This window comes from Mesorhizobium sp. P3_A9 (genome assembly GCF_056402975.1).
In genome coordinates this window covers 1-8005 of the sequence record NZ_JBFUGJ010000279.1, presented here as the reverse complement: position 1 = coordinate 8005, position 8005 = coordinate 1, and the positions used below count along the sequence as shown (strand labels likewise).

The 8005-nt window shown below is 64.8% G+C and carries 8 protein-coding genes; 5 read left to right on the top strand and 3 right to left on the bottom strand.

The window, feature by feature from the left end; genetic code table 11:
* Positions 1 to 518: class II aldolase/adducin family protein (locus AC1DX0_RS26980; protein ID WP_477357459.1), on the top strand; the 518-nt coding region annotated here is incomplete at its 5' end.
* Between the two features lie 42 nt (positions 519 to 560).
* Here the strand turns inward: AC1DX0_RS26980 and AC1DX0_RS26975 are convergent.
* Positions 561 to 1139, bottom strand: coding sequence for a TetR/AcrR family transcriptional regulator (locus AC1DX0_RS26975; RefSeq protein ID WP_477224488.1), 579 nt, complete (start codon positions 1137 to 1139; stop codon positions 561 to 563).
* A 197-nt stretch (positions 1140 to 1336) separates the two neighbouring features.
* Between AC1DX0_RS26975 and AC1DX0_RS26970 the strand changes: the two genes are divergently transcribed.
* Together AC1DX0_RS26970 and AC1DX0_RS26965 are read left to right on the top strand one after the other, a co-directional pair.
* Positions 1337 to 2470, top strand: a complete 1134-nt coding sequence (locus AC1DX0_RS26970; RefSeq protein WP_477224507.1) for an alpha-hydroxy acid oxidase — start codon at positions 1337 to 1339, stop codon at positions 2468 to 2470.
* A gap of 312 nt (positions 2471 to 2782) precedes the next feature.
* A complete protein-coding gene (locus tag AC1DX0_RS26965) occupies positions 2783 to 4321 on the top strand; it encodes a winged helix-turn-helix domain-containing tetratricopeptide repeat protein (protein WP_477224489.1) in 1539 nt (512 codons plus the stop codon).
* A gap of 63 nt (positions 4322 to 4384) precedes the next feature.
* On the opposite strand, the gene AC1DX0_RS26960 is transcribed toward AC1DX0_RS26965, so the two are convergent.
* Positions 4385 to 6007 carry an ABC-F family ATP-binding cassette domain-containing protein gene (locus AC1DX0_RS26960; protein WP_477224490.1) on the bottom strand — a complete coding sequence of 541 codons (1623 nt, stop codon included), beginning with the start codon at positions 6005 to 6007 and terminating at the stop codon, positions 4385 to 4387.
* A 411-nt stretch (positions 6008 to 6418) separates the two neighbouring features.
* Here AC1DX0_RS26960 and AC1DX0_RS26955 point away from each other — a divergent pair, with 411 nt between their 5' ends.
* Complete coding sequence (locus tag AC1DX0_RS26955) at positions 6419 to 6730, top strand: hypothetical protein (protein ID WP_477224491.1); 312 nt, start codon at positions 6419 to 6421, stop codon at positions 6728 to 6730.
* 32 nt (positions 6731 to 6762) lie between these two features.
* Positions 6763 to 7107, top strand: a complete 345-nt coding sequence (locus AC1DX0_RS26950) for a hypothetical protein (protein WP_477224492.1) — start codon at positions 6763 to 6765, stop codon at positions 7105 to 7107.
* A 195-nt stretch (positions 7108 to 7302) separates the two neighbouring features.
* Here AC1DX0_RS26950 and AC1DX0_RS26945 read toward each other — a convergent pair.
* On the bottom strand, positions 7303 to 8005 hold a 703-nt coding region (locus tag AC1DX0_RS26945), incomplete at its 5' end, for an SDR family NAD(P)-dependent oxidoreductase (protein ID WP_477357457.1).

The following is an 8005-nucleotide window of genomic DNA, read 5'->3' as shown; positions in this document are numbered from 1 at the left end:
ATGTGGTCGAGGGCACGATGCCGGTCAATGTCGCCGCGTTCGCCATCCATCATCAGATCCACATGGCGCGGCCGGACGTGGTGGCGGCCGCGCACGCCCACTCCATCTATGGCAAGGCGTGGTCGGCGGTCGGCCGCGTGCTCGATCCGATCACGCTGGACGCCTGCGCCTTCTATGAGGATCACGTCTTCTTCGACGACACGCGGGTGCTGGTCACGGAGGCAAGCGAGGCAGCGCGGATCGCCGAGAGCCTCGGTGGCCACAAGGCGGCGATCTTGCGCAATCATGGCCTGCTCACGGTTGGCCAGACCGTCGACGAGGCCGTCTGGTGGTTCATCTCGATGGAACGGTGCTGCCAGGCGCAGTTCCTCGCCGAGAGCGTGGGCACGCCGCTCCAGGTCGACCCGGAAAACGCCCGCGCCACCCGCGCCGTGAACGGAACCGCGCAGGCCGGCTGGTTTCAATGCCAACCGCTGCATGACCGCATCCTCAGGCAGCAGCCGGATCTGCTCGGGTAAATCAGCGTGGTCCGCACTTGGCCAACGAAGGCATGTGGGGCGTCAAACGGCTGATCCATTTTCGATCAGCCGTTTGGCGGCATCGGCCGCGGCGGTGCAATAGTTTCGGTCGCCATGAACCAGGATCATGACCATTGCACCTTCGATCAGCAGGAACAGCTCGCGCGCCCTCTCGCTGGGCGATGGCACGCCCGCTTCGGCGAGCAGGGTCGCCAGTTGCTTTTCCATCAGCGCCTTGTGCTGACGCGCCATCGAACGCGCGGGATGCCCCGAGAGATCGGCAAGCTCGATTGCCAGCCGGGTAAATCCCGACCCCGCCCAGCGTGGCTTGGCCGACCATATGGCCAGTTCACCGAAAAGCTTGTCGACCAGTTGCTCCGGCCCGCCCGACAGGTCGATGCCATAGTTCTGGAATTCGGCGAAAGCCCGTTCATGCTGTGAGGCAAGCACCGCGGTCAGCAGCGCGTCCTTGCTGTCGAAGTGATAGTAGAGCGTCTTCTTGGTGACGCCGGCGGCGCTTGCGATCTCATCCATGCCGACGCGAAAGAATCCCCGGCGGCGAAACAGCTTGTAAGCCGCCTGCAATATCACTGGCCTGGTCTTGTCGGACGATCTGGGCACGGGGCTGACGCCGATGAATGTATACTCGCTAGTGAGTTTACATCCGCGCGCTCGCGACATTCAATGGACCAGCATTGGCTAATATTCGTTGGGAGCCGACGATGGACAGGCTGATCACCGCATTGCCCGATCTCCAAAAATTCACGGAAGCCGCAAGCCTGGGCGACCTGGCCAAGGCGTCACCGGCGCCTTCGCTGCTGAAGACCATGACCTGCATCGAGGACCTCCGGCAGGCTGCCCGCCGCCGCGTTCCCCGGGCTTTTTTCGACTATGTCGAGGCCGGCGCCTATTCCGGACAGACGCTGCGCGCCAACAGCGCCGATCTGGAGCGCATAACGTTCCGCCAGCGCGTGCTGGTCGACGTTTCACAACGCGACACGGCAACGACGATCCTCGGCGAGAAGGCCGCGCTGCCGATCGCGCTGGCGCCGATCGGCATTGGCGGGATGCAGTGGGCTGACGGGGAGATTCTCGCTTGCCGCGCCGCACAGGCTGCCGGTGTCCCCTATACGCTCGGCACGATGGCGATCTGCTCGATCGAGGACGTTGCCGAGGCGGTCGACAAGCCGTTCTGGTTCCAGCTCTATGTGATGAAGGACCGTGGCTTCGTGCGTTCGCTCGTCGAGCGGGCGCTTGCTGCCCGCTGCAGCGCGCTGGTGCTCACGGTCGACCTGCAGGTGCTGGGGCAGCGCCACATTGACGTCAAGAACGGGCTATCGGTTCCGCCTTCGCTGAAACTGCGCAATCTTCTCGACATGGCGACCAAGCCCGCCTGGGCCTGGCGGATGCTCACCGCCAAGCGCTGGACGTTCGGCAATCTCGCCGGCCATGTGAAAGGCGAGCAAGGCGTCAAGGAACTGGCGGACTGGGTGTCGCATCAGTTCGATCCCACGCTCAACTGGAACGACGTCGAGTGGATCAGGAGCATCTGGCCGGGCAAGCTGATCATCAAGGGCATTCTCGACGTGGATGATGCACGCACCGCCAGCAAGGCCGGCGCGTCCGCGATCGTGGTTTCCAATCATGGCGGCCGGCAGCTGGATGGTGCGCCATCGACGATCTCGAAGCTGCCGAAGATCGCTGAAGCGGTGGGCTCGCAAACCGAGGTGCTGTTCGATGGCGGCGTTCGATCCGGCCAGGATGTCATGCGCGCGCTCGCCCTTGGCGCCAGAGGCTGCCTGGTCGGGCGAGCCTATATTTACGGACTCGGTGCCGGCGGAGAGGCCGGTGTGGCGACCGCCATCGAGATCCTTCGCAAGGAACTGTCCGTCACCATGGCGCTGACAGGCACGAGAAGCATCGACGAAGTCGACCAGCGGGTGCGGAACTAGCCAAATCCGTCTGGGCGCCGTGGCCTTCGGCACCACCGTGGTGCCCGATATCGCAGCGCTTCTGGCAGGCGATGTAATCCGCCATGTAGTGGTCAAGGGCGGCGCGGAATTCTTCATCGCGTGGACGCGGGCGGCTCACCGGCGCCGTTCGGCTGGTCTCGGTCTCAAATCCGGTACGGTCGAAAGCAATTGCGGACATCTCAGCTCTCCCTGTCGCGAAACACCGTGACAGGATGAGCCGGGCGGGTGGCAGCGTCCCGGGTACACGGCCGAATACTTCCGAAAAGGCCCGAAAAGATGCTAGTTTGCGCCATGGTGGGGAAACGGTTCGCCTTCGGCCCGTTCGAGCTCAAACCGGAGGCGGGAACGCTGCTCCGGCAAGGCATGCCCGTTCCCGTCGGCTATCGCGGCGTGCTGCTTCTGGCAGCGCTGGTCGAGCGGCCCGGCGAAGTGCTCTCCAAGGCCGAGCTGATGGACGCGGCATGGCCACGCGTGGCGGTCGAGGAAAGCAACCTCTCCGTCCAGATCGCCTTGCTGCGCAAACTGCTTGGGCAAGGCCCCGACGACGCCGAGTGGATTGCGACCATCCCGCGGGTCGGCTACCGCTTCGGCGGCGCGGTGGATTGCCTCGACGCGGCCGCGGCACCGTCCGATGGCGCCGAGGCCGGGCCCTCGATCGCCGTGCTGCCCTTTGCCAATCTCAGCGACGACGCCGAGCAGCAATATTTCGGCGACGGCCTTGCCGAAGACATCATCACCCGCCTGGCGCGGCTGCGCTGGCTGTTCGTGTCGGCCCGCAACTCATCGTTCACCTATGGCGGCAAGGCGGTCGACGTGAAGCAGATCGGGCGTGAGCTTGGCGTGCGCTATGTGCTCGACGGAAGCGTGCGCCGCTCCGGACAACGGCTCAGGATCAATGCCAGGCTGAGCGACGCCGACACCGCGCGCCAGATCTGGGCGGAGCGCTACGACGCGGAGATCGCCGATTTCTTCGCGCTGCAGGACGAGATCGCCCAAAGCGTGATCGGCGCCATCGAGCCCAGGCTCTACGTCGCCGAACAGGAGCGTTTCCAGAGCCGGTCGCCCGGCAACCTCGACGCCTGGGGGTTCGTGATGAAGGCGATGCCCTATGTCTGGACCTGGGCCTCGCTGCCGGATTTCGAGATCGCCGAGCCGCTGCTGCAAAAAGCCATCGACATCGACCCCGACTATCCGCGCGCCAACTGCCTGATTGCATGGGGTCTCGCCGCAAAGGCGATGCTTGGGCTGGCCGATGCGCAAACCACCCTGCCGACTGCCCACGACATGGCGCAACGGGCGATCCGCAGCGACCCGGAGGACCCCTGGACGCACTTCGCCACCGGCTTCGTGCATATGGCCTCGCGCCGTTTCGATCCGGCGGTGAAGGCACTGTCCGAGGCGATCACCCTCAATCCGAGCCTGGCCTATGCGCATATGATCCTCGGATCGACCTATGCCTATGCGGGCATGCCGGAGGACGGCCTGCACCATGTCGCGCTTGCCGACCGCCTCAGCCCACGCGATTTCACGCAAGCCGGCAGCCTCTCCGTCATTGGGCTCTGCCATTTCATGGCCGGGCGTTATGACGAGGCCGCCGAGTTCGAGCGGCGGGCGGTGGACCTCAGGCAGAATTTCGGCACGGCCTGGCGCACATACGCCGCCTCGGCCGGCATGGCGGGCGATCGCGCCGCCGCCGCCCACGCACTGTCGCAGGCACGGCGCTTGCATCCAACCGTGTCCGTGGACTGGGTCGAGAAATACCACCCCATCGTCCACGAAAAGGACCGGGCGCGGTACATTAAGGGGTTGCGCGTCGCCGGGCTCGACTGATCGACGAGACCGGGGCCACAGGCGCCAGCAGCGTCCGCCCGGCCAATCATGACCGGGCTGCCGTCAGCTCCGCAGCCCCGGCGCTTCCTGGCCCGTACGCTCGACATATTCGGTATAGCCGCCGCCATAGGTATGAATGCCTTCCGGCGTCAGCTCCAGCACGCGGTTCGAAAGTGCTGCCAAAAAGTGCCGGTCGTGCGAGACGAACAGCATGGTGCCTTCATACTGCGACAGCGCCTCGATCAGCATCTGCTTGGTGGCGATGTCGAGGTGGTTGGTCGGCTCGTCCAGCACCAGCAAATTGGGCGGGTCGAACAGCATCAGCGCCATCACCAGCCGCGCTTTCTCGCCACCTGACAGCACCCGGCATTTCTTCTCGATCTCATCGCCGGAAAAGCCGAAGCAGCCGGCGAGTGCGCGCAGCGGCGCCTGGCCGGCCTGCGGGAAATTGTCTTCCAGCGTCTGGAACACGGTGCGCTCGCCTTCGAGCAGCTCCATGGCGTGCTGGGCGAAATAGCCCATTTTCACGCTCGGCCCCCGCGCCACCGTGCCGGTGTCGGGATCGGAGGCACCTGCCACCAGCTTGAGCAGCGTCGACTTGCCGGCGCCGTTGACGCCCATGATGCACCAGCGCTCGCGGCGGCGGACCTGGAAGTCGAGCCCCTCATAGATGCTGCGGCTGCCATAGGCCTTGTGGACATTCTTCAAGGTGACGACGTCCTCGCCGCAGCGCGGCGCCGGCTGGAACTCGAAATTCACGATCTGGCGGCGCTTGGGCGGCTCGACGCGGTCGATCTTGTCGAGCTTCTTCACCCGGCTCTGCACCTGGGCGGCATGCGACGCGCGCGCCTTGAAGCGCTCGATGAAGGCGATCTCCTTGGCCAGCATCGCCTGCTGGCGCTCGAACTGCGCCTGCTGCTGCTTGTCGGCGATCGCCCGCTGCTGCTGGTAGAACTCGTAATTGCCGGAATAGGCGGTGAGCGAACCGGCATCGATCTCGACGATCTTGTTGACGATGCGGTTCATGAACTCGCGATCGTGCGAGGTCATCAGCAGCGCGCCCTCATAGCCTTTCAAAAACTGCTCCAGCCAGATCAGGCTTTCGAGATCGAGATGGTTGGACGGCTCGTCGAGCAGCATGACATCGGGCCGCATCAACAAGATGCGGGCAAGCGCCACGCGCATCTTCCAGCCACCCGACAGCTTGCCGACATCGCCGTCCATCATCTCCTGCGAGAAGCCGAGACCGTCGAGCACTTCGCGGGCGCGGCCGTCGAGCGCATAGCCGTCGAGCTCCTCGAAGCGGTGCTGCGCCTCGCCATATTTCTCGATGATCTCATCCATCTTGTCGGCCTGATCGGGATCGGCCATGGCGGCCTCGAGTTCGGCCATCTCGGCCGCCACGTCGCTGACCGGGCCGGCGCCGTTCATCACTTCGGCGACCGCGCTATGGCCCGCCATGTCGCCGACATCCTGGCTGAAATAGCCGATGGTGACGCCGCGATCGACCTGCACCTGGCCCTCGTCCGGCTGCTCCTGGCTGGTGATCATGCGAAACAGGGTCGTTTTGCCGGCACCGTTGGGCCCGACAAGCCCGACCTTCTCGCCCTTCTGCAGGGAGGCCGACGCCTCGATGAAGACAAGCTGACGGCCGTTCTGCTTGCTGATGCTTTCAAGTCTGATCATGCGGTTTCCGGACTATGCCTGCGCTGAAAGGATTTGCCCGGCGCCTTACGCGAAGGATGGCGCCGGGGGAAGAGGCACAAGCGCCGCAGACAGCCGATCTCCCCACTCGTGGGGGAGATGGCCGGCAGGCCAGAGGGGGGGCGCTGTCCCGCCGACCTCTCAATCCATCAATATGCGCCGAAGCATTCGTACCTATCGCAATGCCTGCAAGGTTGGCGATCCTTGGCGCCCCCTCTGCCCTGCCGGGCATCTCCCCCACGAGGGGGGAGATTGGCAGCTTCACCTCGCAGACACAGTTGAGAAACAAGATTCAACATGCGGGAAAAACTCGCGAAAAGATCGTCAGGCATAACCATCCTCGTAGCAACCGGACAGCGGTCGCCACATCAACGCAAAGGGATGGTCCCGACAATGCAACGACGTTCTACCGGATGGATGGCTGCCGTAGCCGGCATTTCGCTCGCCATGCTTGCGGTCGCGCAGTCGGGTGCTCAAGCCGCGGTTACCCGGAGCGAATATTGCAGCCGGCTCGGTCTTCAACTCGACGGAGCCATCCGGACCAAAGCCGAACCCGGTGCCAGTGCGGGCCAGATCGCGCAGGCAACGGCACTCCAGGACAAGGCGAATCGGTTCTGTTCCGAGCGCAAGCAGGCGCAAGGCATCCGGACCTACGCCAACGCCCTGAAACTTCTTGGCGTGACGCCAGTCGACCTCGACCAGTGACAGCAACCACCAACCTCTGAAGGCAGCCTCTCATGAACAAGCCCCTCCTCTCCGCCCTCGGCCTGGCCATCGCTCTCGGTCTGGCAATGCCGGTTGTCGGCACCGCTAATGCGGCGGCCACGACCAGCACCACGACAACGACCGCTCCGGCGACGACGACTGCCCCGGCGACCGCTCCGGCGGCTCCCGCTGCCGCGGACGCGGCGAAGACGCCGGTCAAGGCCGCGCACAAGCACCACAGGCACCACAAGCACCACAGGCATCACAAGAAGCACCACAGGCATGTGAGGGCACACGCCCACAAGGATGTCGGCAAGAAGCACGTCCACAAGCACACCCACAAGAAGCATGGCCACAAGCACGCCAAGGCGGCTTGATAAGCTGACTTCGCTCTGACTTCCTCCCGGGAAAAGGCCGCCACTCGCAGAAAGCGAGGGCGGCTTTTTCTTGCGTGCAATCGAGGCAAGACAGCCCGCTGGAACTGCGCAAAAACAGGCACTTACGGCAATTCCGCGATTCAGATCGTGAAGCGCCTCAGGCACTCATCGTCGACTCCTGCTTAACAACCACGCTCACCACGGCAGTCTTTTGCCGTCGCGAAAAAAGCCGCCGGTCGGGCCGTCATCCGGCAACGTCGCGGCCCAGACGATGCCGGCCGCCCCTCGCGCCACCGGACGTCCGCCCGGCCCGCCCATGTCGGTGGCGACCCAGCCCGGACAGATGGCATTGACCAGCACGCCGGAACCACGCAGTTCCGCCGCCAGCACGCAGGTCAGCGCATTGAGCGTCGCCTTCGAGGTCGAATAGGCCGGCGCCCCCGCCCCCATCGAAGCCAGCGAACCGCCTTCGGACGACACATTGACCAGCCGGCCATGGCCGCCGGCCTTGAGCAGCGGCGCGAAGGCGGCCGCCGTGCGCCAGGCGCCAAAGACATTGGTCTCGAATGCCTCGCGGATCACGGTCCAGTCCGGCTGCAAGGCGCGCGAGCCGGTGTCGTAGTGGATGGCGGCATTGTTGATCAGCACGTCGAGCCGACCGAACCGGCGCTGCACGTCGTCGGCTGCATTTGCAGCGGCGTCAGGCGCTGCGACATCGAGTGCGATGGCCTCGACATTGCCCTCAAGCCCTTCCGCCGCCGCCTCGCCCTTGGCGAGGTCGCGCACGCCAAGCAGCACGGTGAAGCCGCGTTTCGCCAGCTGGCGGCCGGTCTCCAGGCCTATGCCGCGATTGGCGCCGGTGATGAGGGCGACTTTGTTGGGATGCGTGGTCATGGGA

Bases quoted from the DNA above. Each gene is read 5' to 3' on its own strand.
- AC1DX0_RS26965 (WP_477224489.1), top strand. From the start codon at position 2,783: ATGGTGGGGAAACGGTTCGCCTTCGGCCCGTTCGAGCTCAAACCGGAG.
- AC1DX0_RS26960 (WP_477224490.1), bottom strand. From the start codon at position 6,007: ATGATCAGACTTGAAAGCATCAGCAAGCAGAACGGCCGTCAGCTTGTC.
- AC1DX0_RS26955 (WP_477224491.1), top strand. From the start codon at position 6,419: ATGCAACGACGTTCTACCGGATGGATGGCTGCCGTAGCCGGCATTTCG.
- AC1DX0_RS26950 (WP_477224492.1), top strand. From the start codon at position 6,763: ATGAACAAGCCCCTCCTCTCCGCCCTCGGCCTGGCCATCGCTCTCGGT.